The sequence below is a fragment of the uncultured Campylobacter sp. genome, assembly GCF_963517995.1.
In the GTDB taxonomy this organism is placed as follows: Bacteria; Campylobacterota; Campylobacteria; order Campylobacterales; family Campylobacteraceae; genus Campylobacter_A.
Genome location: NZ_CAUQHQ010000028.1, coordinates 1 through 21,399, shown reverse-complemented (window position 1 = coordinate 21,399; position 21,399 = coordinate 1). Strand labels below are relative to the sequence as shown.

The window sequence follows — 21,399 nt, the reverse complement described above, 5'->3', positions numbered from 1 at the left end:
GCGGTATTTTTACTAGCGATTACCTGCGTAAACCGCGTGAGGATGGGGTTGGGGGGGGGTAGATTAGCTTATTTTAAGCGCTTAAATCTCGTATGCCGCCAAGCTTGCATTTATAAATTTACGCGGCCTTTAGCGGGAGGCAAGCTATGCGCTGTAGGTTTAAGGTAAAAAAGATATAATTTAAAATTATTTTAAAAAAACAATAAAGATTTTAATAGGGCGGCTAGCGAGTGAGGCTTAAAAGAGCTTTTAAATTTTTACTTATTTTTACGGCGACGATCTTTTTTTGCGGATGTGCGGCGAAGGCTAAATTTGATGTTCCGCAGATCGTAAATTTCGATAAACGCGAGTTTGAAGTGATTTCCCAAAGCGGCTCAAATTTGCTCTATATTTCGCACGAAAAAGAGGATTTTTATTTTACGATGATAAACTCCATGGGCACTCCGCTAGCTAGGCGGGTTTTAAGGCCGAGCGGCGAATTCGAAGCTATCGGCTTTTTACCGCCAAATAGCGCCTACAACGAGCTTTTTGTTAAAGTGCTAAATATCGTAAAATCAAATCAAAAAGAAGCCGTCATAACGGCAAATAATGAAAATTTTAAGGTAAGAGCCCTTGATATACGTTAGCAAGCCAGCCGTCATCAGCGCAGCCGGAGCCGATGCGGAGGAAAATTTTGCAAATTTATGCGGCGAAAAGAGATTTTTGAGCGTTTGCGAAGGCTTTAGGGCGGATAAAAGCTTTATCCTCGGCAAAGCCCGCGCGCCGCTGGCTAAATTTAGCCAAAATACGCCAAAACACCTGCAAACGCGCACGAATGCTCTGGTTTTAAGCGCACTTTTACAGATAGATAAAGACGTGCGAGACGCTATCAAAAAGTACGGCAAAAACCGCGTCGGCGTAGTCGTTGGCACGACTACTAGCGGCGTGGAGGAAAATTACGAAACGTTTAAGGATTTTGCCGCGACGGGATTTTTCGATGCTTCAAAATTCGGCGTCAGTCGCAACTCTTTAGCCAATCCGTCCGAATTTATCGCCGATTTTTACGGGCTTAGTTCGGTTGCGTTTTCCGTCTCGACCGCCTGTACGTCGGGCGTCAAGGCGATCATAACGGCAAAAAGGCTGCTGGAGCCCGGTATCTGCGACGCCGTGATATGCGGCGGCGTGGATAGCCTAAATACGCTAACGATAAACGGCTTTGATAGCCTGGGTATCCTAAGCGCGCGCGAGACCAATCCGTTTTCCAAAAATCGCGACGGCATCAATATCGGCGAAGGCGCGGCTTTTTTCGTGGCGAGCAGGGATGAAATCTCAAACGTCGTTATCGCAGGCGAGCACTCAAACTGCGACGCGTTTCATATGACGCAGCCAGACTTTAGCGGCCGTATGCAAACAAAGTGCGTGCAAAAGGCGCTTGGGGCTGCAAATTTAAGCAGCGTGGATTATATAAATTTACACGGCACGGGCACGCAGGCAAACGATAAAATCGAGGCAAAGATCGTACATTCGCTTTTGCCGCTCGTACCCGCAAGCTCCGTTAAGCCTCTAATCGGCCACACGCTAGGAGCCGCTGGAGCCATCGAGAGCGCGCTTTGCGCTATGCTTTGCGCTAGGGGCGAAACCGCGCTGCCGCCTCACGTATATGACGGCGTTTACGATGATGAGATAGAGAGGGTAAATTTGGTAAAATTCGGCCAAAGAGCGGTCGTAAATTCGGCGATGTCGCTGTCGTTTGCATTCGGCGGCGATAACGCGGCGATCGTGTTTGGGAGGGCGAAATGAGCCTTGGAGATTATCTCCCGCACGGCACGGCGATCATTTTTATCGACGAGGTGCTTAAATTTGAAGATGGACGCATAAAAACCAAAAGTGTGATAAAAGAGGATAATAAATTTCTAGTGGACAGCAAATTCGCCATGCATAAAACCGTCGAGATGATGGCTCAGTCACTGGGCATCTACGACTCGAAGATGCGCGAGTTAAAGGGGATGAAATTCGGACTGGGCTTTTTGCTGGGTAGTAGAAAATTTGAGATATTTAAGCCGTTTTTGCAGGTCGGAGATGAAGTCGTCATCAAGGCCGTCTGCTCGATACAAGACGCAAGCGGTTTTGGCGTTTACGACTGCGAGCTTTACGTAAACGGCGAGCTAGGAGCGCGCGCGACGCTAAACGTGCTAAGCCCGGACGAGGAATACGTAAAAAGGATACTAGATGAGTAAAAGAGTGCTGATAACGGGCTCGAGTCGCGGCATCGGCGAAGCGGTGGCTAGGCGGCTGGCGGCGGCGGGATACGAGGTTGTATTGCACGGCAAAAGTGCGAGCGAGCAGCTATTAAATTTACAAAACGAGTTAAATTTGAGCGCTTTAAAATTTGACGTAGCAGATACCCAGGCGGCAAGGGCGGCGATCGAGGCCGATATAGAGGCTAACGGCGCTTACTACGCTGTCGTGCTAAACGCCGGCATCACGCGCGATAATACGTTCGTTGCGATCGAGGATGAGGATTGGTTTGGCGTCGTGGATACGAATTTAAACGGCTTTTATAACGTCCTAAAGCCCGCTCTCATGCCTATGATCCGCGCTAAAAAGCCGGCTCGTATCGTCGTGATGAGCTCGGTTTCAGGCGTCATAGGCAACCGCGGCCAGAGTAACTACGCGGCTAGCAAAGCAGGTCTCATCGGCGCGGCAAAATCCCTAGCCGCCGAGCTAGCCTCCAGGAACATCACCGTAAACTGCATCGCTCCGGGGCTCATCGAGACGGATATGACGGACGGAGGTTTGCCGATGGAGGAGATCTTAAAGGCAATCCCCGCTAAAAGAGCGGGCAAAGCAGACGAGGTCGCGCCTTTGGTGGAGTTTTTGCTAAGCGAGGGCGCAGCATACATAACTAGGCAGGTTATCGGCGTAAACGGAGGGCTTTGCTGATGCGAGTTTTTATAACCGGCATGGGTATGGTGAGCGCATTTGGCAAGAGTTGGGACGAGATAAGGGCTAAATTTGAGCTCGGCCAAAACGCCGTGAGATATATGCGGCAGTGGGATAGATATGAGGATCTAAATACCCGCTTAGCCGCACCCATAGAGGGCTACGAGTGCCCTAGCTCGTGGGACCGCAAGCAGCTAAGAAGCCTAGGCATAGTCTCGATGTATAGCGTCGAAGCGGCGGGTCTAGCGCTAAGAGACGCAGGACTGATGCGAGGCGAAAATTTAGACGCCGCGAGCCTCGATCCTAGCGTGCAAGAGGGCAGTCTAGGGGTCGCGTGCGGTTCGTCCACGGGTAGCACCGAGTCGATACTAGCGATGGCAAAACTGCTCGAGCGCGGCGAAAACGAGTGCAACGCCAACACCTACATCAAGATGATGCCTCATACTACGGCGGCAAATATCGCGCTTTTTTACTCGCTAAAAGGTCGCATTATCCCGACGTCCTCGGCCTGCACGAGCGGTTCGCACGCGATCGGATACGCTTATGAAAGCATCAAAAGCGGCAAGATCGACATGATGCTAGCAGGCGGCGCTGAGGAGCTGTGCCCGAGCGAGGCGTACGTGTTTGACATGCTTTACGCCACTAGCGTGAAAAATAGCTCGCCCGAGATTTCGCCAGCTCCCTTTGACGAGGGGCGCGACGGACTAGTGCTAGGCGAGGGCGCAGGGATACTTTTACTAGAGAGCGAGCAGAGCGCCGTAAAACGCGGAGCTAAAATTTACGCCGAGGTCGTGGGTTTTGGCTCAAACTGCGACGGCTCGCACGTCACGCGCCCGCAAAGCGAGACGATGAAAGGCGCGATGGCTCTAGCTCTAAAAGACGCAAATTTAACGCCTGAAAAGATCGGCTACGTAAACGCTCACGCCACGGCGACTAAGCAAGGCGACATTGCCGAGAGTATCGCTACAAACGAGCTTTTCGGAGATAAAATCGCTATCAGCTCGCTAAAAAGCTATCTCGGTCATACGCTAGGAGCTTGCGGCGGCTTGGAGGCGATATTTAGCGTGATGATGATGCGAGAGAAGAGATTTTTCCCGACGATAAATTTAACCGACGTCGATCCGGAGTGCGCGCCGCTTTTTTATCTGAGCGAGCAAACGGCGATAGATACGGATTTTGTTATGAGCAACAACTTTGCTTTCGGCGGAGTAAATACCTCGCTGATATTTAAAAGAATTTAAAACCAAGCGGCAAAGCGGGTCTAAATATCGACGAAAAAATCAAAGCATAAAGCGGCGCTTTTGCTCGGCAATGCCTTTTAAAGATAAAGCAAAGCAAGACCGCGAGCGTCGTTTGCTTTTGCGGGGTAAAATTTGGGCTAAAACCGAGCTTTTATGTTTATACTAACGAAAATTACGGTAATATTACGCGCTAATACGGCAAAATAAAGGAGAAAAAATGAAAAAATCATTAGTTTTAGCGAGCGTTTGCGCCTTGGCTTTAAATTTGAGCGCGCGCGACGACGTGCAGCACTTTTCGATCGAGGAGGCGTTAAACTCGCCAAAGGCAAAAGAAGTGCTAAATCCAAACATCAAGCTAAGCTTTGGTTCGGGTACGAAAGGCGGCATCATCAAAAGCGGCCTAATGGCGAACAAAAAAACCAACGCCTTCAATAAAAGCGACAAAGAGGCGTGCGAGTGGGCGTTTTTATCGGCGGTAAAAACCTTCCAAGAGCGCGCGGTGCAAGAGGGCGGCTCGAGAGTGGTAAATTTAACCGGTTACTACAAAAAACAGCCTTTTGACTCCAAAACGCAGTTTCAGTGCGGCGCGGGCGCTTTGATGGCGGGCGTAACGCTAAAAGGCGATATAGCAAAATAGGCGGCAAAAGGAGAAATGAGGCTAAATTTCAAACTCGATTTTTTTGACGCGGTAGTTTTTAACGGCGCGCAGGATGCTAAGCTAGCGGCATACGAGAGGGAGCTTGACGTCTCGCACGTGCCCCCGCTTGAGCGCCGTAGGCTCAGCCGCGCGGCAAAATGCGCCTTTGATCTAACCAAAAACATCGCGCCGCTTGATATGCCTATCGTTTTTAGCTCTTATGAGGGCGAGATAAATCGCTGTTTTGAGCTGCAAAATACGCTAGCTCGCGGCGAACTCATATCGCCGACCTCGTTTTCGCTCTCGGTGCACAACGCCCTTTCCTCGCTTTTAGCGATAAATTTTAAAAATAGTAGCGAAATCTCGGCCGTTTCGGCATACGCGCCGCTAGAGTACGCTTTGGTGCAGGCGCATCTGATGCTAAAAAGCGGAGCCAAAAATGCGCTCGTTTTAGCCTATCACGAGAGCATTTCGCAGGAGTATTTTGATGAGTCTGCGCCCTCTTGTATGGTTTGTTTGCTAGTTAGCGAGGGCGAAAATTTAAGCCTGTCTCAAGGCGAGCTGGACGGCAAGGCGGATGAAAATTTGCTCGTTAAGTTCTTGCAAAATTTCGATCCGAAGCAAAAATGCTCTTGGCAAAGCGCGGATAAAAACTCCGCTTGGCGGTGGGATTATGAGCCCTCGTCGCGGGTTTAGAATTTTTATCGTCGGGGCGAATTTCGCGCTATTTGGACTCATTTGCGCGCTTGGAAATTTGATCTTTATCCCGGTCGCGCTTCTTGGACTTTATAAATTTAAATTTATCCGTTATTTTTGCCGCGATCTGGTGCGTTTGGCTTGGAGATTTTTTATATTTTCTACGCAAATTTGCGGCTATCAGCGCACTAAATTTAACCTTCCTTTGGGGCTTGGCACCGCTTCGCAGATAATCATCGCAAATCACCCGTCGCTTTTAGACGTCGTATTTTTGATAGCGCTCATCCGCCGCGCAAACTGCGTGGTAAAAGGGGGCCTTGGTAAAAATATTTTCTTAGCTCCCGCGATAAAATCCTGCGGCTATATCCTAAACACGGCAAACGAGGAGCTTTTGCAAAAAAGCGCGGATGCTCTAAAAAGCGGCGAGAGCTTGATAATATTTCCAGAAGGCACGCGCACTGCAGGCGAGATCGTCTTTCACAAAGCAGCCGCCTATATCGCGGTAAATGCGGCAAAACAGCTAGTCGCCGTCGCCATCAAAATGGATCCGCCCAGCCTCAAAAAGCACGAGCCTTGGTACAAAACCCCGAGCGTTATGATAAAATACGAGTTCAAAGAGCTTTTTAGGCTAAATTTGGACGGGTTTTGCGCGGATAGGCCAAACCCGGTCAGGGCTAGAGAGCTGCACGCTTTTATTAGCGAAAATTATACGAAGGAGTTTAAACGATGAACGAACTAATAGAAGAGATAAAAGAGCTCATCATAAAGAGCTTAAATTTGGAGGATATGAAACCAAGCGATATCGACGAAAACGCGCCGCTTTTTAACGAAGGGCTAGGTCTTGATAGCGTCGATGCTCTAGAGCTTGGCCTTGCGGTACAAAAAAGCTACGGCCTGGTTTTAGACTCTAAAACCGCAAATTTAAAAGAGATTTTTTACAGCGTAAAAAGCCTCGCGCAATACATCTTTGAAAACAGGAAATAACGATGAAAAAAGAAGAAATTTTTGAGATTTTAAAGTCCGCGCTCGTGCAGCTTTTTGAGATCGACGAGGCTAAAATCACGCCGCAAACGCGCATCTACGAGGATCTTCAGATAGATAGCATCGACGCGATCGATCTAATAGACCACATCAAGCGAAAAACGGGGCACCGATTGATGCCTGAAGATTTTAAAAACGTAAAAACGCTCGAAGACATCGTAAACGCGGTGGCTAAAAAATTTGACGAGCAAGCTTAAAATCGCCCTAAGCGTAGTTAGCGTCCTTTATCCGTTTGCGCTATTTTTCGCGGGCGATTTTGCCTTTTGGGTCGTTTGCGCGCTTGCCGTGCTGTGGATAGCGCGCGGGGCGCTTTCAAGCGGCTTTGAGAGGAGGCTTAGTATCGCGGCGGCCGTTTTTTTCATAGTTTGTGTGATTTTTAGGGGCGGATTTTTAGCGTATCTTTATCCCGTTTTGGTTAGTTTGGCGTTTTTTGCCTTTTTTGCTTTTAGTCTAAAAAACGAGGCCGTCATTACTAAAATCGCAAGGCTAAAAGAGCCTGATTTAGACGAAAAAGGCGTGATCTATACGCGAAATTTGACTAAAATTTGGTGCGTATTTTTTGTTTTTAACGCCGCCATATCGCTTGCGCTAGCCTTGATGGAAGATAAATTTTACTGGAGCGTTTATAGCGGCGCGGCGTCTTACGCGCTGATGGGGGCGCTGTTTTTCGGGGAAATTTTATTTAGAAAGAGATTTATAAAGAGCGATGAGCTTTGAAGAAAATTTAAAAAATTTTAGATTTGCGGACGATTCGCGCAACGTCTTTGACGCGTGCCTCGGATTTGCCGCGTTTTTAGAAAAAAACGGCATAAAAGAGCTGCAAATTTATCTTGACGATGCGTTTAAATTTTATGCCGCATTTTTCGGCTCGCTTTTAGCGGACACTACGCCTTACGTGCTGGCAAAGCCGGTTTATGAGGCAAACTTAACTGCCGTAAACGACGAAAATTTTTCAAATTTTCTTTCAAGCAAGCCCGCAAACGGGCTCAAATTTGACCTGCAGGGTAAATTTTACCTACAAACTTCAGGCTCAAGCGGCAAAAGCAAGATGATAGAAAAGTCGCTCGCGCAGATGATAAAAGAGAGCGAGTATTTAGCCTGCGAGCTAAATTTTAGCGCGCGAAATACCTTTTTTTCGAGCGTTTCACACAGACACATGTTCGGACTTACGTTTAAGGTCTTTTTGCCGCTAGTTCTCGGCGCTCGCGTCATCGCAGACGAGCTAAACTACCCCGAGGCGATTTTGGGATTAGAGCTTGCAAATCACGTATTTATCGCTAGTCCCGTACTGCTAGGCGCGCTAGTTCAAAGCCCTGCCGCAAGCGCGCTAAAAGGCCTAAGCGGAATCGTAAGCGCGGGTTCGCCGCTAAAAAAAGAGCTAAGAGATAAGCTAGGCAAAATCTGCGACGCGCGTATCGTCGAAATCTACGGCAGCACGGAAACGGGCATAGTGGCTAGAGACGAGGGGTGCGGGCTTAGGCTATTTGGCGCGGTAAATGCGGGGCTGGACGGTAGGGGCGCGCTAAACGTGAGCTCGCCTTGGTGCGAGTTTTTTCAGACTAACGACGCGGCTAGCATTGGCGATGGCCGCCTCGCGCTACAAGGCAGGATAGACCGCATCGTCAAGCTAAACGACAAGCGCGTAAGCCTAGAGAGTATCGAGGCAAAGCTGCTAGAAAGCGGCCTGCTCGCAGACTGCTATTGCGCGCCGCATCCCAAATTTAGGCGCATCGCCGCGCTTTTAGAGCTTAACTGCGAGGGGCTAAAAAAATTTAGAAAAATCGGCAAAAAAGGCGTTGCAGCCGAGCTAAAAGAGCTTTTAAGGCTCGAGTTTAAAAACAGCGTGCGATACTTTAAAATCGTGGAAAAAATGCCGCGAAATCAGCAGGGTAAATTTGAAAAAAGCGAATTTGAAAATGCGCTATCTGCTAGTCCTAAGCTCGTCTGGAGCGGCGGGCGCGTAAATGAGGCGGGCGAAATTTGCGGCGGTCAAATTTATAAAAGCAGCCAAAATTTAGCGAGTGGATTAAACTGCGGCGCGGTTAATGCAAACGGCGACCGCGCTAAATTTGACGGGGGCGGCGAGCGACTAGAAAACCCAGCGCAAAAATACGAATTTAGCGCCGTCATGCACGCCGGGCTTGAGATTTTCGAGAGCCATTTTCCAAATTTGCCGCTGCTGCCGGGATTTATGCAGCTTGATTACGTCTTTGAGCTAGCTTGCGGCGTCGGTATCGACGTTAGCGGCGCTATCGCTGTGGAAAATCTAAAATTTATGAAGTTTGTAAGACCGGGCGATTTGCTCCTAGTTTGTTTTGAAAAACGCGGCGGCAAGCTTTACTTTGAGCTGTTTTGCAACGGCGAAAAGTGCTCGGTCGGCAGGGCGGCGCTTTGAATAAATTTGCGTTTTTGGTGCCGTTTTACAATCACCCGCAAAATATCAAAGCCCTGATCGTCGCGCTAAAAACATACGAGCTGCCCGTTATCGTCGTGGACGACGGCTCGGACGAGGCTAGCAGGCTAATCTTAGCGGAGCTTGAGCTCACGGAGGGCATTTTGCTGCTCACGCGCGCGCAAAACGGCGGAAAGGGCATCGCGATGAAGGACGGGTTTAAATTTGCCCTAAGTCGCGGCTTTAGCCACGTTTTGCAGATCGACGCCGATTTTCAGCACGACGCTGCGCTCATCGGCGAGTTTTTGAGGCAGAGCCGGGCGCACCCGCAAAGTATCGTCTGCGCAAATCCCATCTACGGCGAGGACGCGCCAAAATCCCGCGTTTACGGCAGAAAAATCACGAATTTTTGGGTCGCGATAAATACGCTAAGCCTTGGCGTCAAAGACGCTATGTGCGGCTTTCGCGTCTATCCTTTAGAGCAGCTTAAAAAAGCGGCGGCAAAAAGCAAGACAAATAGGATGGAATTTGACATCGAGATCCTCGTAAATGCCGTAAGACAGGGCATCGACGTGCGCTGGATCGATACGTGCGTACGCTACGAAAAGGGCGGCGTTTCGCACTTTAAGATGCTGCGCGATAACGCGCTAATAAGCCTCATGCACGCAAAATGCTTCTTTTCTCTGCCTAAATTTGCGCTGGGTAAAATTTGGCGAGCGTGCGGGTTAAATTTGGGCGAAAAAAACGCGGCAAGCACTCAAATTTCCGTAGAACCTCAGGAAAACGCCGAGCAAAATCTCTGGTGGAAAAAGCAGGAAAGAGGAGGGGCGTTTTTTTTAAGACTTAGCCTATTTTTGTCGCAAATTTTACCTGAGTTTGCGCTAAAGCTTATCGTTAAAATCGTAGTTTGGTTTTATTATATATTTTCAAAAAACGAGCGCGAAAATATCGCCGAGTTTAGACGAAATTTAAGCGAATTTGCCGGCTCGCAGACGCTAAAAGGAACGAGCGTTTTTAGCCATTTTGAGGCGTTTGGCGGCGCTATCTGCGATAAATTTAGAGTCTGGAAAGGCAAGATCAAGGATGACGAGCTAGAGATCATAGACCTAGAGCGCATAAAAAGCGAACTAATCGGCGCGCAAAAGGGGCAAATTTTGCTCACGGCGCACCTTGGAAATGTCGAAATTTGCAAGGCTTTGGCTGCGCGGGTCAAGGGTTTTAGGATGGTGATTTTAACCTATGACGAGAACTCGCGCAAATTTAACGAAGTGCTGCGCGAAATCAGCCAAAACGGCGGCAGCGTGCGCATGATGGCGGTAAATAAGCTAGACGTTGCCGCGATGCTGGAGCTAAAAAATATCGTCGAAAGCGGTGAGCATATCGGCATAATGGGCGACAGGACGCCTCTTGGCGGCGATAAGGTCGCGCGCGTGAAATTTCTGGGCAAGGAGGCGAGCTTTAACTACGGTCCGTACCTCATCGCTGGGATTTTAGGCGCAAAGATAAGCTCGCTGTGGTGCCAGAAGATCGGCGGTAAATTTAGGATCGAGCTCGTACCGCTGGCAAGCGCCGTAAAGCTGGGGCGAGATAAGGCCGCCTCAGCGCGCCAGTATCTACAAATTTACGCCCGCGAGCTGGAAAATCGCTGCAAGCAAACGCCTACGCAGTGGTTTAATTTTTTTGATTTTTGGAGATGAGATGATATCAAAATCAGTCGCGCTAAAGGCGCAGTTTTACGACGTGGACAGTATGAACGTCGTGTGGCACGGCAACTACGTAAAGTATTTCGAGACGGCTAGGTGCGCGCTGCTAGAGGAGATAGGCTACGACTACGAGGCGATGAGGGCGGACGGCTACGCCTATCCGATCGTAAAAATCGAAGCAAAATATATTAAGCCCGTGTTTTTCGGCGACGAGATCGAGGTGGAGGCGACGCTAAAGGAGTGCGAGTGCTTTTTAAAGATCGGCTACGTCGTAAAAAGCGCCAAAACAGGCGAGACGCTATGCACGGGCGCGACCTCACAGGCGGCTGTGGATATGCGTGCGATGCAGACGTGCTTTGAGATCCCGCAAGAGTTACAAAATGCAATAAAAAGGTATATAAATGAAAAAAATAGCGATAATTTTTAGTTTGGCGGCGAGCCTGATGGGGCTTGATTTTAACGAGATAAAATCTCAAATCAAAACGCAAAATATCAGCGGCGAGTTTGCTCAGACGAAGTTTTTGAGCGGATTTAACGTGGAGTTTAAAAGCTACGGTAAATTTAAACTCAGCCAAAGCGAGCTGCTCTACGACACACTAAGCCCGATCGCCGTGAGCATCGTCATAAACGAGCGCGGTATCTTTCAAAAAAGTGGCAATCAGCTCATAAAAATCGATCAAAATTTTGATAAAAAGCTCTTTTTATCCATCATAAAGCTCGATAAGGCCGAGCTTGAGAAGGAATTTATCTTTAAAATCTCAGGCGACAAAAACAACTGGAAAATCGAGCTGACGCCTAAAAATCTGCTGCTAAAGCAAATCTTTACGCGAATCTTAGTAGGAGGCGATAAATTCGTCAAAAAGATCGTGCTAAACGAGGTTAGCGGCGATAAAACGGTAAATGATTTTTACAACGTAAAATGAAAAAATCCGCGCGTTTTTTTATCTTTTTAGCGGCGTTTTTAGCCGCGCTCGCCGTTTGTATTTTGAGCGCAAAAAAGATAAACGCGGATATTTTTTCTCTCGTAAATTACGAAAACTCCTCCGAGCAAGCAGCGCTAAAAGCGATGCTTGATAGCGCTTCTAGCGAGTTTTTGCTAGTTTCAAATTCGCCTGAGTTTTTAGAAAAAAGCGAAATTTTAGCCGAGCAAAGCGGAGTTTTTGAGGAGTACCGCGCAAAGCAGGACGTAAATTTAACATCCTATCTAACTCAGCTAAACGCCCTAAAAATCGCGCTTTTAAACGAGCAAACCTATGAGCTTTTAGTAAAAGACAAAAACGAGTTTTTCAAGCAAAGCGCGCAAAATTTATTTAATCAATTCGCCTTTAAGCCGCTTAATGCGAAGGACGATTTTTTCGCCCTAAGCTCGCACATGAGCCTGGATGGCTCAAAAATCAGCCTAAATTTGTCAAATTTGATGCTAGAAGCCGCAAGCGAGGACGGGAAATTTTACCTCGTAAAAGCGCGCCTAAAGTCCGGCTACGATCCGCGAAATTTGATCAAATTTTATGAAAGCGTACGCGAGCTCGCGGCGCAGGACGCAGTGCAGGCTTACGCTAGCTGCGGCGCGCTATACGGAGCCTACGGAAAAGCGGGCGGCGACAAAGAAAGCGCTGTTATGAGCGCGGCTTCGCTTAGTCTTTGCGCGATTTTTTTGCTGCTCGCGTTTAAAAATTTTCGTATTTTTTGCGTCGTTTTCGTCGCGATTTTCGGCTTTGCGTGCGGGCTTGCGGCCTCGCTTTTGATTTACGAGAGCCTTAGCGTCATGGTCGTGGTTATCGGCACGAGTCTCGTTGGACTCATGTTTGATTTTGCGCTACACTGGCTGGGTAAAAATCAAAACGCACCTGTGGCTGCCGCGAGCGTGCGTCCGATGCTTAAAATTTTCTTGCTCGGGCTTTGCATCACGATGAGCGGATACGGCGTTTTTGCCTTTTCGTCGCTTGAGCTACTGCGCCAAACCGCGATATTTTCGCTATTTACCCTGCTTGGGGCGTTTTTATTTACATATTTTTGCTTGCCTTTTATATTTGAGGGCGCGACGTTTTCGCAAAGCGCCGTATTTTCAAGGTTTTTTGATAAATTTACGGGACTTTGCGAGCGTGCGGCGGGAGTGATAAATTTAAAGATTTTACTCGCCGCATTTGTGCTTTGCGCGGGAATTTTGGCATTAAATTTTAAAAGCCTAAGCACGCCCGAGCAGATCAAAGACTACGCAAGCTCGCCCTCCGAGCTACTGGAGCAGTCTAAAAAGATCAGCACGATAACGGGCGCCGCACCGCAAAACTCCGTCATCGTACTAAAGGGCGGAGACGATCTAGTCGGCGATGAGAAGCGGCTGATGCGCGAGCTAAAGCAGGCAAATCTCGTCAAAGATTACGCTTCTATTTCTAAATTTATCCTAAGTCTGGCCGAGCAGGAAACCGTAAAAAATATCTTTAGGCAAGCCGCGCAGGATGAGGAAATATTTAAAATTTTCGCTCAGTTTGGCCTATCCGCCGAGCTAGTAAAACCCGAGCTTGAAAAGATCGCAAACGCTAAAACTATCGGCGCTAGCGAGATTTTAGAATTTGATGCGGCAAAAAATTTGATGCGATTTTTGCCTGATGCTAGCACGAGCGCGATATACGCGGACGGGCTTGAAAGCGGCGCGAAAACGGATGAAATTTTAAAGGCAAACGGCGCATTTAGCGTGGATTTCGTAGGCGCGCTAAATCAAAATTTGACCGAGGCTAAGGCCTGGGCCGCGGTACTAAAGGGCGGTGCGTTTTTGCTTGCGTTTGCGCTTTTGTGGGCGTTTTTCGGGGCGGCGCGCTCGCTTTTGGTTATGAGCGTCATCGCGCTTGGCGTGCTAGTCGTGCTTTGCGGCTTTACGGCGCTCGGCGTTCACGTAAATATTTTTGCGATTTTCGGGCTTATCTTGGCAAGCGCGGTCGGGATCGATTATCTCATCTTTGCGTTAAACGAGGACTTGTCGCGATGGGAGCGCGTATTTGGGATATTTTCCGCGTTTATCACGAGCTTTATCTCGTTTTTTGCGCTTAGTTTTAGCCAGACGCCCGCAGTTAGCGTTTTTGGGCTAGCCGTTAGCCTTTGCACCGCATTTTACGGGCTTGCCGCCTGCACGCTTGCGATGAAAAATTTGGCTTAAATTTAGCAAAAAGAGGTATAATCGCGAGCTTACGCAGCGCGAAATTTGAACTAAACGGGCGCGCTAAATTTAATAAAACGGAAAAAAATGCTAAAAATAAACGGCAAAGACGGGGGCGAGTTTATCGGCAAAACCGTAGCGCAGCTGCTCGCCGCAAAGGGGCTAAAGCCCGAGCGCATAGCAGTCGAGCTAAACGGCGAAATCTTACCCAAAGATAAATTTGATATGGTGCTAAGAGACGGCGACTCGGCCGAGATAGTGCATTTTGTAGGCGGAGGCTGAGATGAAATTTGACGAAAAAGACGACATTTTAGAGCTTGGCGGGCATAAATTTAGCTCGCGCTTTATCCTGGGATCGGGTAAATTTTCACTGCCTCTTTTGGAGGCTGCGGTACATGAGGCGGGCGCACAGATCGTGACACTAGCGCTTCGGCGCGTGAATGAGGGCGGGATCGAAAATATCCTGGACTTTATCCCAAAGGGCGTGACGCTGCTACCAAACACCTCGGGCGCCAGGAACGCCGAAGAGTGCGTGCGTATAGCAAAGCTAGCGCGCGAGGCCGGCTGCGGCGATCTTGTCAAGGTTGAGGTCATCAGAGACAGCAAATACCTGCTGCCCGATAACTACGAGACGATAAAAGCGACCGAAAAGCTCGCAAGCATGGGCTTTGTCGTGATGCCCTATATGTATCCCGACCTAAACGTCGCGCGCGATCTGGCGTCTGCAGGGGCTGCGTGCGTGATGCCGCTGGGCGCTCCGATCGGAACGAACAAAGGCCTTTGTACGCGCGAATTTATCAAAATTTTACTCGCCGAGATAGATCTGCCTGTGATCGTGGATGCGGGTATCGGCAGCCCCGCGCAGGCGTGCGAAGCGATGCAGATGGGTTGCGCGGCCGTGATGGCAAACACCGCTATCGCTACCGCGGGCGACGTAAAAACTATGGCGCAAGCCTTTGCGCTAGCGATTCAGTCGGGCAGGCTGGCGTATCTATCGGGGCTTGGGGGCGTAAGCGATAGCGCTCGGGCATCGAGTCCGCTGACGGGATTTTTGGAGTGAATTTAACTCAATTTTGATTTTTGCCGGAGCTTAACCGGGCAGCTTGCGGCGGCGTTAAATTTCGTAAAATTTAAATTTGATAAATTTGCCGATTTTTAAATTTAGCGCCGTCAAGGTGCTGGTTTCGGTGCGTAAAATTTGCCGCCTTGCGCCCTAAAAACTATCAAATTTAACGCCTAAAATTTAGACGAAAAAACGGAGAAATATTTGAAAAATATAGACGTGATGGAGTATGCGGCGGACGCCCAGCGTATCGACGAAACGCTGATGCGGAGGGTGCTAGCCGCGCGCGAGGGCTACGACTACGAAAAATTTGACGCTCTCAGCGTAAAGCGCGCTCTTGGCGAAGAAAATCTAAGCGTAGAGGGCCTAAAAGCGCTTCTAAGCCCTGCTGCGGGCGCATTTTTAGGCGAGATGGCGGAGGCGGCGCGAGATAGGACGCGCAGGCAGTTTGGCAACTCGGTGCAGTTTTTTACGCCGCTTTATATCTCAAATTTTTGCGATAGCGACTGCGTCTACTGCGGCTTTAGCTCGCGAAACAAGATCTCTCGCGTGCGGCTAAAGGCGGACGAAGCTGCGACGGAGCTAGCAAATATCGCAAAAAGCGGGCTAAAAGACGTGCTGATCCTAACCGGCGAAAGCGCGAAAAAAAGCGACCTGGGCTATATCGGCGAGGTATGCAAAGAGGCGTCTAAGCTTTTTAGCAACGTCGGCGTCGAGATCTATCCGCTAAATGCCGACGAATACGCGTTTTTGCACGGTTGCGGCGCGGACTACGTCGTGGTTTTCCAGGAGACTTACGACCCTACTGCGTATGCGAGATTTCACCTCGGCGGCGTCAAGCGCTCGTTTGCCTACCGCTTCCACGCCCAGGAGCGCGCTCTCATGGGCGGTATGCGCAGCGTCGGGTTTGCCGCGCTTTTGGGGCTTGACGACTTTAGAAAGGACGCGCTAGCCACCGCGTTACACGCGCATCTCATCCAGCAAAAGTACCCGCACGCCGAGATCGCGCTATCTTGCCCGCGTCTGCGCCCCGCGATAAACAAGGCTCACGTCGGCCCGAGGGACGTCGATGAGAGGGCGCTGTTTCAGGTTATCTGCGCGTACCGCCTCTTTTTGCCCTACGCAAACATCACGATCTCCACGCGCGAGTCGGCGCGCTTTAGGGACGGCGTCATCGCAGTCGCCGCGAACAAAATTTCAGCCGGCGTTAGCACGGGCGTGGGGACGCACTCTGACAAGGCCAAAAAAGGCGACGAGCAGTTTGAGATCAGCGACGCGCGAACGGTTGATGAGATACTAGGTTCCGTGCGAGGGCTAAATTTGCAGCCCGTGATGAGCGAGCACATTTACGTTTGAGGTCGGTCGGCGCTGTGTTCGGTTCGGATTTACGCTTGTACTTTTTTGTAAATTTGGCGACGTTTTTGCTTTGATTTGCATTGCGGCTTGAAGCGCTTGGGCGGCTTTTTGGAGGCTTTGCGTTTTCGTCGGGCAAATTTGCGCTTTAAAAGGTTTATAAAATTTGCTTTTTACGGCTTTTTTTGATGCGGTTTTTCGCCAGGCATTAGCAAAAATCGTAAAATTTGATTCTTGGCGACGTTTTGTATTTTTTTGTATTACGCACTTTTATCTAAATTTAAAAATGAGGTTTTATGGATTTTGGTAAATTTGAGCTCGTTTGGGTGACGAACCGCCGCTTGAGCGAGGATTTTTTAGCGGACGTTAGGCGGGTAGCGCAGGGCGGCAAGGCGGATAAAATTTTGCTTAGGGAGAGCGATTTGCCAGAGCACGAATACGAAAATTTAGCCCGCAAAACGCTTGAGATCATCGCTGAGTGCGGCTCTAACGTGCAGCTTGTTTTGCATACTTACGCAAGCGTCGCAAGCAAACTAGGCGCGGGCGAACTGCATCTGCCGTTTGCTAAATTTATGGCATCAGGCGGCAAGCGGGCTGTAAATTTAGCGGATTTAAATTCGGCAAAATCAGGTAGCGTTTGCGCGGTTAAAGACGAAATTAGCGGCACTTATGCGCCAAATTTGACGCAAAATCTCAAAATCGGCGTTTCGGTGCACTCTTTAGAGCAGGCTCTAGCGGCGCAGGAGCTTGGTGCTGATTACGTCGTGGCGGGGCATATTTTTGATACGCCCTCTCACGCGTCAGAGCGGGGCAGAGGGACTAAATTTTTGCGGGAGATTTGCGAGAAATTAAGCATAAAAACCTACGCTATCGGCGGGATAAATTTTGAAAATTTATGTGAGATCAAGGATGTGGGCGCGGCGGGCGCGTATATGATGCGTGGATTTTTAGGCTAAATTTAGGGCGCTTTACCTACGCGCCGGTACCGAAAATCAGATCAAATCCTAGCCGTAGCACAAAAATAAAAATTAGCCTTTGCCGCAAAAGCTCGTAGATTTCGTTATTCTGCGCATCGCCGTTAAACCGCGCTTGTGGCGCGTTTGGCGTTTTAAGCTAAAATACGCGTCGCAGCTCTAAAAAGGCTTGAAAATTGGGTGCGCGAGGGCTTTGCGCGAGCTAAATTTAAAGGAAATAAATGCGAGATAACGGGCTAGAATACGACTTTATCGGCGAGTTTTCAAATGGCGGCCTGGCTGCGATTTGCGGTAAAAGCAAAAAATGGGGGCTGATAAACTCGAGCGGCGAGGAGGTTTTGCCATGCGTTTACGATAACGTTTGGCATTTGCCCGAGTTTTTTACGCTCGAAAAAGACGGAAAGCTCGGCCTAGCAAACGCGCAAGGAAAAATCGTCCTACCCTGCGAATACGGCGATATCGTAGGCGAGGAAGGGGCGAGCTTGGAACCTTTATTTCGCGCAAAAAAGGGCGAAAAATGGGGCGTCGTAGATAAAGACGGAGCCGTTTTGGCGCCTTTTGAATTTGATGAAATTTCCGAGGTCGGGCAGGATTTTATCATCGGCGCAAAAGACGGAAAATGGGGCATAGTAAATAAACGCGGCGAAGCTCCAGGCGGGTTTTGTTATAGCAGCGCGAGCTCGGTTAGTTGCGGGGGTTTATTTAAAGTTTCAAAAGACGGCGAGTTTTTGCTAGTTGATATAAACGGCGAGGAGAAATTGCCCGAGGGCTACTATATCGATTATTTTTGGGACGGTTTTGCCGCCGTGCAAAAAGGAGGATCGGCTAGGCCCGTAATCGGCGGAAAATGGGGCTACGTAAATAGTCGCGGCGAGCTTGTTATCCCATGCAAATACGACGGGGCAGAGTGGTTTTGCGAAGGACTGGCTAAGGTTAAAAAGGACGGACGCGAGCTTTTTATAAACCAAAAAGATGAGGTCGCGTTTTACTGTAAATTTGACGAAACGAGGGATTTTTGTAGAGGATTAGCCGCGGCAAGAGACGGCGAAAAATGGGGTTTTATAGATAAAAACGGAGAAGTTATGATACCTTTTAAATTTGACGAGGTCGGAGAGGTCTGGTACCGGGGTAAATTTTGCCGTGCAAGAATAGGCGAAAAATGGGGTTTTATAGATAAAAACGGAGAAGCAATGATACCTTTTAAATTTGAGGAAGTCGGCATACCGGGTAAAAACGGCTTTACGGTAGTGCGAGGGGGCGAAAAGTACGCAATCGCAGGCAAAGACGGCATAACCGTCCCTTTTGAATACGATTTTCTAGGTGAGTGCGAGGACGGCGTATTTATAGCGCAAAAGGGCGTAAAATACGGGCTAATATCAAGCACGGGCGATATACTCGCTCCGCTAGACTTTGAGGATATAGACATTTTTGAGGATGGGCTGGCTAAGGCTGAGAAGGACGGCAAAGTCGGCTTTTTAGACATAAGCGGACGAGTTGCGATACCGTTTAGATACTGCAGGGCAAGCGCTTTTAAAGGCGGTATCGCTTCTGCTCAAAAAGAGGATAAATGGTATATCGTGGATAAAAACGGCAAAACGGTCGCGCCGAGATAGCGTAGGCGCAAATTTAACCGTTTTACGCCGCGCTTAAAAAGCGGTAAATAAACTAAAACTAAACGCGAAGGAACAAAAATGGACGAAAACAAAAAGATAATCGTCGAAAAAATGATAGCCTACGAAAAAAGGCTGATTAGCCCGGATCATAATTTTAACGAAGATACGCTTTGCGCGTGGATTTTAGAGGCTTGCGAGTTTGCTTTTGATAACTTTAAGGAAAAAGATACTTTTGCTTTCGAGTATATGTATGAGTACAGGGTCGCTACCGTAGGCCTACGGCTGATGATGGGTTTGAAGAAATTTTATCCGCAGTTAAAATCCTCTCAAAAGGTCGTCGATACGATTTTAGCCGTCATAGAAAACGAAAAATACGGCGGCGGACGGCACGACTTTGTCCTGGTGCTATGGGAAAATCCGCGGTTTGCAAGCACGATTATCTGGGGCTTGGTTAGACGCAAGATAGCAGGCTTTGCTCCGCAAATACAAGCCGCTTTGCAGCGATTTACGGATAAAAGAGGACTGCATCTAGATATCAGAAAAGATTGTCAAAAGTATTTAGCTAACGAGCCTAAATACAAGCATTTTTCGGTATTTTTACAAAAGCAAAAATAATCTAGCGCTTTAAGCTTTGGGCAAGGTCGGTCTGCTTTTGTTTTAAGATAAAGCCCTCAACTAGAAAATTTGCAAAGCCGCCTGTTTAGTCTCCCGTATACGCGCCTACTTACGGACTTAGCCGTAAGCGGCTATGCGAGATTTTGCTAGAGCGGGTAAATTTATACGGGCGCTTTTGCGGCTTAAATTTAGGTTTTAAATTTAGGCGAATTTCGCTACTATTTGGGCTAAAATTTGATTTAAAAATGGAGAAAAAGTGAAAAAACTAATTTTCGTAACCGTGCTTTGGGCGTTTAGTTTTAGCCTCATCGGCGAGTTTTTGGCGGGGCGAGTGGACAGCTACTTTGCTGCGTTTTCGCGCGTCGTACTTGCGCTTGGCGTGTTTTTGCCATTTATGATTAAGGATTTTGCCGCGCAAAACCTCGCTCTATACGCCAAAGTAGCCGCGATCGGCGCGGTGCAGATCGGCGCGATGTATATTTTTTACTACAACTCGTTTGCCTACCTTAGCGTCGCCGAGGTTGCGCTCTTTACGATATTTACACCGTTTTACGTGAGCGTGGTTTACGACGTGCTAGCGGGTAGGCTGAGACTACTGTATCTCTTTAGCGTGGGTACGGCGGTTTTGGGCGCGCTCATCATCAAGTACGGCAACGTAAATAGCGGCTTTTGGCATGGATTTTTGCTCGTGCAGGGGGCGAATTTATGCTTTGGCGTCGGACAGAGCGCGTATAAATTTTTGTTAGAAAAGCGTGATTTTAAAGAGCAGCGAGGGGTTTTTGGCTACTTTTTCGTCGGAGCCGCGGCGGTTACGGGCATAGCCTTTGCCATGTTTGGCAATCCTGAAAAGATCAACCTCGACCTCACACAGAGCGCTGTGCTACTGTGGCTAGGCATCGGAGCTAGCGGTCTAGGATACTTTTTATGGAACAAAGGCGCATGCGAGGTAGATAGCGGCACTCTAGCTATCATGAATAACGCCCTCATACCTGCTGCCATCATCGTAAATTTGGTCTTTTGGCACAAAGATGCGGATATACTAAGACTCTGCCTCGGCGGTGCGGTGATTTATATTTCTTTACTGATTCACAACAAAATCATCGAGCATTACGAACGAAGCAGGGCGGCAAAACGGCTCTAAATTCGGCGCTGGATTGCTAAAACGAGTTTTTGGTTTTTGTTTATGAGCGCCGCAAGTTCGTCTTTGCTTTAGCCCAAAAGATTTTGCCGTATGGCAGACTTTGACCGCGTTTTATGGGCGGTAGATACGGCGATAAATTTAATCAAAAATACAAAAATAGGTAAGCAGGGGCGAAAACAAAGGTTGCTAATGCCTTGCTAGAAGGCTAGATAAACAAAAAACTTCAAAAAGATAAACCTTAAGCCCGCTTGCTGCCTTATCATCAGGCGGCGCTTTGCTAGTTTAAGCAAATTTGCCATAGCCTCGGCAATCTTTTTTATGCTTGCCGCCGCATTTTTGCGAAATTTTGCTTTTAATTTTTCGGTATTATTCATTAATCGCAGCCGGCAGAGTAGCGGGGCGAACCAGTCAAATCAAACCTTTCGCCTAAATTTAGACCAAACGTAACTTAGCTGCATTTAACCGCTTCTCCTTGTTTATAGCCGTTCTTTGGGACTGCAAATGCAAGTGGAGCGACACTCTTTAAGATAAAACAATAAAAATAATCCTATTAAATTTAGTTTATTAGCGCAACTCCGCCTACTTGCTGGAGTAAATGGGGGTCTAACTATTGCGCTCGTGCTCTATTTGAGAAGAATATTTTTGTTTTGAGCCTTGATTGGGCGTTATTAAGGCGCTAACTCCGATTACGCGGCTATTTTTGGTGCCGCCGTAGTTAAGTTATAAAATTTGCTTTACATCTCATGCTGATATGTGTTGCGCCGATATGCCGATAGCATGCTAACTAACGTGCTATTTTACGCCATAACCTCGCCCGTACTTTTCATCTCAGGCCCCAGGATCAAATCGGCGCCCGG

General features: G+C 48.4%; 23 protein-coding genes. All 23 read left to right on the top strand.

Features of this window, described 5'->3' with window-relative positions:
• Positions 1 to 230: 230 nt before the first annotated feature.
• The 23 genes from RYL88_RS04670 to RYL88_RS04560 all read left to right on the top strand — a co-directional run bounded on the left by RYL88_RS04670 (position 231) and on the right by RYL88_RS04560 (position 20,542).
• On the top strand, positions 231 to 626 hold the full coding sequence (locus tag RYL88_RS04670) for a hypothetical protein (protein WP_314989362.1): 396 nt from the start codon (positions 231 to 233) through the stop codon (positions 624 to 626).
• The gene (locus RYL88_RS04665; RefSeq protein WP_314989360.1) at positions 613 to 1,779 is read left to right on the top strand and encodes a beta-ketoacyl synthase N-terminal-like domain-containing protein; all 1,167 of its coding nucleotides are present in this window, start codon (positions 613 to 615) and stop codon (positions 1,777 to 1,779) included. The genes RYL88_RS04670 and RYL88_RS04665 overlap by 14 nt, the downstream gene beginning before the upstream one ends.
• Positions 1,776 to 2,216, top strand: a complete 441-nt coding sequence (locus RYL88_RS04660; protein WP_314989358.1) for a thioester dehydrase — start codon at positions 1,776 to 1,778, stop codon at positions 2,214 to 2,216. Before RYL88_RS04665 ends, RYL88_RS04660 begins: the two co-directional genes overlap by 4 nt.
• Positions 2,209 to 2,922 (top strand): 3-oxoacyl-ACP reductase FabG, encoded by a 714-nt coding sequence (gene fabG, locus RYL88_RS04655; protein ID WP_314989356.1) that lies wholly within the window; start codon positions 2,209 to 2,211, stop codon positions 2,920 to 2,922. Before RYL88_RS04660 ends, fabG begins: the two co-directional genes overlap by 8 nt.
• Entirely contained in the window at positions 2,922 to 4,163 is a 1,242-nt protein-coding gene (locus tag RYL88_RS04650; protein ID WP_314989354.1) for a beta-ketoacyl-ACP synthase, read from the top strand. The genes fabG and RYL88_RS04650 overlap by 1 nt, the downstream gene beginning before the upstream one ends.
• Positions 4,164 to 4,380: 217 nt before the next feature.
• The gene (locus tag RYL88_RS04645) at positions 4,381 to 4,800 is read left to right on the top strand and encodes an excinuclease ABC subunit A (RefSeq protein WP_314989352.1); all 420 of its coding nucleotides are present in this window, start codon (positions 4,381 to 4,383) and stop codon (positions 4,798 to 4,800) included.
• A 15-nt stretch (positions 4,801 to 4,815) separates the two neighbouring features.
• Complete coding sequence (locus tag RYL88_RS04640; RefSeq protein WP_314989350.1) at positions 4,816 to 5,496, top strand: beta-ketoacyl synthase chain length factor; 681 nt, start codon at positions 4,816 to 4,818, stop codon at positions 5,494 to 5,496.
• Entirely contained in the window at positions 5,474 to 6,226 is a 753-nt protein-coding gene (locus RYL88_RS04635; RefSeq protein ID WP_314989347.1) for a 1-acyl-sn-glycerol-3-phosphate acyltransferase, read from the top strand. The genes RYL88_RS04640 and RYL88_RS04635 overlap by 23 nt, the downstream gene beginning before the upstream one ends.
• The gene (locus tag RYL88_RS04630) at positions 6,223 to 6,480 is read left to right on the top strand and encodes a phosphopantetheine-binding protein (protein WP_122862785.1); all 258 of its coding nucleotides are present in this window, start codon (positions 6,223 to 6,225) and stop codon (positions 6,478 to 6,480) included. Before RYL88_RS04635 ends, RYL88_RS04630 begins: the two co-directional genes overlap by 4 nt.
• Before the next feature lie 2 nt (positions 6,481 to 6,482).
• Positions 6,483 to 6,734: an acyl carrier protein gene (locus RYL88_RS04625; RefSeq protein WP_122862786.1), complete on the top strand. Its 252-nt coding sequence runs from the start codon at positions 6,483 to 6,485 to the stop codon at positions 6,732 to 6,734.
• The gene (locus RYL88_RS04620) at positions 6,718 to 7,254 is read left to right on the top strand and encodes a DNA gyrase subunit B (RefSeq protein ID WP_314989344.1); all 537 of its coding nucleotides are present in this window, start codon (positions 6,718 to 6,720) and stop codon (positions 7,252 to 7,254) included. The genes RYL88_RS04625 and RYL88_RS04620 overlap by 17 nt, the downstream gene beginning before the upstream one ends.
• Positions 7,244 to 8,932 (top strand): AMP-binding protein, encoded by a 1,689-nt coding sequence (locus tag RYL88_RS04615; RefSeq protein ID WP_314989342.1) that lies wholly within the window; start codon positions 7,244 to 7,246, stop codon positions 8,930 to 8,932. The genes RYL88_RS04620 and RYL88_RS04615 overlap by 11 nt, the downstream gene beginning before the upstream one ends.
• Positions 8,929 to 10,626 (top strand): glycosyltransferase, encoded by a 1,698-nt coding sequence (locus tag RYL88_RS04610; protein WP_314989340.1) that lies wholly within the window; start codon positions 8,929 to 8,931, stop codon positions 10,624 to 10,626. The genes RYL88_RS04615 and RYL88_RS04610 overlap by 4 nt, the downstream gene beginning before the upstream one ends.
• A 1-nt stretch (position 10,627) precedes the next feature.
• Positions 10,628 to 11,059 carry a thioesterase family protein gene (locus RYL88_RS04605; protein WP_314989338.1) on the top strand — a complete coding sequence of 144 codons (432 nt, stop codon included), beginning with the start codon at positions 10,628 to 10,630 and terminating at the stop codon, positions 11,057 to 11,059.
• Entirely contained in the window at positions 11,034 to 11,555 is a 522-nt protein-coding gene (locus RYL88_RS04600; RefSeq protein ID WP_314989336.1) for an outer membrane lipoprotein carrier protein LolA, read from the top strand. Before RYL88_RS04605 ends, RYL88_RS04600 begins: the two co-directional genes overlap by 26 nt.
• Entirely contained in the window at positions 11,552 to 13,783 is a 2,232-nt protein-coding gene (locus RYL88_RS04595) for a hypothetical protein (RefSeq protein WP_314989334.1), read from the top strand. The genes RYL88_RS04600 and RYL88_RS04595 overlap by 4 nt, the downstream gene beginning before the upstream one ends.
• Before the next feature lie 87 nt (positions 13,784 to 13,870).
• Positions 13,871 to 14,065 (top strand): sulfur carrier protein ThiS, encoded by a 195-nt coding sequence (gene thiS, locus RYL88_RS04590; RefSeq protein WP_314989332.1) that lies wholly within the window; start codon positions 13,871 to 13,873, stop codon positions 14,063 to 14,065.
• A gap of 1 nt (position 14,066) precedes the next feature.
• Positions 14,067 to 14,843, top strand: coding sequence for a thiazole synthase (locus tag RYL88_RS04585; protein WP_314989330.1), 777 nt, complete (start codon positions 14,067 to 14,069; stop codon positions 14,841 to 14,843).
• A 225-nt stretch (positions 14,844 to 15,068) separates the two neighbouring features.
• Entirely contained in the window at positions 15,069 to 16,202 is a 1,134-nt protein-coding gene (gene thiH, locus RYL88_RS04580) for a 2-iminoacetate synthase ThiH (RefSeq protein ID WP_314989364.1), read from the top strand.
• A gap of 293 nt (positions 16,203 to 16,495) precedes the next feature.
• The gene (locus RYL88_RS04575; RefSeq protein WP_314989328.1) at positions 16,496 to 17,155 is read left to right on the top strand and encodes a thiamine phosphate synthase; all 660 of its coding nucleotides are present in this window, start codon (positions 16,496 to 16,498) and stop codon (positions 17,153 to 17,155) included.
• A gap of 239 nt (positions 17,156 to 17,394) precedes the next feature.
• Entirely contained in the window at positions 17,395 to 18,786 is a 1,392-nt protein-coding gene (locus RYL88_RS04570) for a WG repeat-containing protein (protein WP_314989326.1), read from the top strand.
• Positions 18,787 to 18,864: 78 nt separating this feature from the next.
• Positions 18,865 to 19,401 (top strand): hypothetical protein, encoded by a 537-nt coding sequence (locus RYL88_RS04565; RefSeq protein ID WP_314989324.1) that lies wholly within the window; start codon positions 18,865 to 18,867, stop codon positions 19,399 to 19,401.
• A gap of 256 nt (positions 19,402 to 19,657) precedes the next feature.
• Complete coding sequence (locus RYL88_RS04560; RefSeq protein WP_314989322.1) at positions 19,658 to 20,542, top strand: EamA family transporter; 885 nt, start codon at positions 19,658 to 19,660, stop codon at positions 20,540 to 20,542.
• Positions 20,543 to 21,399 lie beyond the last annotated feature (857 nt).

What these genes read in the sequence shown, in the direction of transcription:
- RYL88_RS04585 (WP_314989330.1), top strand. Translation starts at nt 14,067, where the DNA reads ATGAAATTTGACGAAAAAGACGACATTTTAGAGCTTGGCGGGCATAAA.
- RYL88_RS04660 (WP_314989358.1), top strand. Translation starts at nt 1,776, where the DNA reads ATGAGCCTTGGAGATTATCTCCCGCACGGCACGGCGATCATTTTTATC.
- fabG (WP_314989356.1), top strand. Translation starts at nt 2,209, where the DNA reads ATGAGTAAAAGAGTGCTGATAACGGGCTCGAGTCGCGGCATCGGCGAA.
- RYL88_RS04615 (WP_314989342.1), top strand. Translation starts at nt 7,244, where the DNA reads ATGAGCTTTGAAGAAAATTTAAAAAATTTTAGATTTGCGGACGATTCG.
- RYL88_RS04605 (WP_314989338.1), top strand. Translation starts at nt 10,628, where the DNA reads ATGATATCAAAATCAGTCGCGCTAAAGGCGCAGTTTTACGACGTGGAC.
- RYL88_RS04625 (WP_122862786.1), top strand. Translation starts at nt 6,483, where the DNA reads ATGAAAAAAGAAGAAATTTTTGAGATTTTAAAGTCCGCGCTCGTGCAG.
- RYL88_RS04570 (WP_314989326.1), top strand. Translation starts at nt 17,395, where the DNA reads ATGCGAGATAACGGGCTAGAATACGACTTTATCGGCGAGTTTTCAAAT.
- RYL88_RS04600 (WP_314989336.1), top strand. Translation starts at nt 11,034, where the DNA reads ATGAAAAAAATAGCGATAATTTTTAGTTTGGCGGCGAGCCTGATGGGG.
- RYL88_RS04645 (WP_314989352.1), top strand. Translation starts at nt 4,381, where the DNA reads ATGAAAAAATCATTAGTTTTAGCGAGCGTTTGCGCCTTGGCTTTAAAT.
- thiS (WP_314989332.1), top strand. Translation starts at nt 13,871, where the DNA reads ATGCTAAAAATAAACGGCAAAGACGGGGGCGAGTTTATCGGCAAAACC.
- RYL88_RS04565 (WP_314989324.1), top strand. Translation starts at nt 18,865, where the DNA reads ATGGACGAAAACAAAAAGATAATCGTCGAAAAAATGATAGCCTACGAA.
- RYL88_RS04595 (WP_314989334.1), top strand. Translation starts at nt 11,552, where the DNA reads ATGAAAAAATCCGCGCGTTTTTTTATCTTTTTAGCGGCGTTTTTAGCC.
- RYL88_RS04575 (WP_314989328.1), top strand. Translation starts at nt 16,496, where the DNA reads ATGGATTTTGGTAAATTTGAGCTCGTTTGGGTGACGAACCGCCGCTTG.
- RYL88_RS04650 (WP_314989354.1), top strand. Translation starts at nt 2,922, where the DNA reads ATGCGAGTTTTTATAACCGGCATGGGTATGGTGAGCGCATTTGGCAAG.
- RYL88_RS04630 (WP_122862785.1), top strand. Translation starts at nt 6,223, where the DNA reads ATGAACGAACTAATAGAAGAGATAAAAGAGCTCATCATAAAGAGCTTA.
- RYL88_RS04640 (WP_314989350.1), top strand. Translation starts at nt 4,816, where the DNA reads ATGAGGCTAAATTTCAAACTCGATTTTTTTGACGCGGTAGTTTTTAAC.
- RYL88_RS04635 (WP_314989347.1), top strand. Translation starts at nt 5,474, where the DNA reads ATGAGCCCTCGTCGCGGGTTTAGAATTTTTATCGTCGGGGCGAATTTC.
- thiH (WP_314989364.1), top strand. Translation starts at nt 15,069, where the DNA reads ATGGAGTATGCGGCGGACGCCCAGCGTATCGACGAAACGCTGATGCGG.